At 72.0% G+C, this 903-nt stretch carries 1 protein-coding gene; it reads left to right on the forward strand.

Annotated features, from left to right (window positions below; all coding sequences use genetic code 11):
• Positions 1-903 (forward strand): Hpt domain-containing protein (locus G7A99_RS21665; RefSeq protein ID WP_205599993.1); only part of this gene is annotated, 903 nt, incomplete at both ends.

The following is a 903-nucleotide window of genomic DNA, read 5'->3' on the forward strand; positions in this document are numbered from 1 at the left end:
GAGCTGGCGTGGTCGGTGGAGAACCTTCTCAACCGTATTCTCGACGGCAGCCGTGACGCCACGTCGCCCGTATTCGATGTGGTCGACCAGGCCATCGGTCTCGTCCCGGGGATTGCCGAGGCCACGGCCCAGGAGGGCGATGGCCCCTTCGACGAGGCCCGCGCGCTCATGGCCCGGGCGGAAGCCCTTGTGGAGGGGCGGGACGCCGCGGCGGTGCCGGAGTCTCCGGCGGAGGCGGTCCCCGAATCCGTCGAAGAGGCCACAGAGCCCACGGGCGAAGCCGATGGGGAGGGCGCAGAGAGGTCCGCGGCGCCTGCCATCGATCCGACCCTCTACGAAATCTTCCGCAAAGAGACCGATGAGCACCTCTCGGAGGTCGCCTCGGCGGCCGATTCGTCCGCGGCGGCGCGGCCGACGGAGGCCCTGGTGCGCACGGTCCATACCCTGACCGGGTCGGCCCGGATGGCGGGTGTCGACGACATCGCCAACATCGGCCGGGCCCTGGAAAACCTCGTCCGTTCGCGTCTCGGTGAGCACCGCTCTCTGGATGATGACGACCGCAACCTGCTGCGACGCGGTGTGACGACCATCCGCGAGGTCCTGGTGAGCCTCGGCGAAGGGGAGGTCCCGCCGGAGGCGGGCGGGCTGATCGACGAGATCGCCGAGCGGGGACGCGATACCGGGGACGGACCGTCGCTGGAGGAGATCAGCGATCGCGCCCGGGTGGTCTCCATGCCGTTCCCGGTGGCCCGGCCCGAACCCCGGGGCACCGCCATGCCCACGGATGCCGACGCGGCGCCTGCATATCCCGCCGCGCGCCCCGAGCCATGGGGTGCGGCGATGCCGCGGGGTCACGAGGAGGCGGTGACGCCGCCGGTCGCGGGCACCGATACCCTCCCGCCG

Source organism: Arhodomonas sp. KWT (assembly GCF_010993615.1).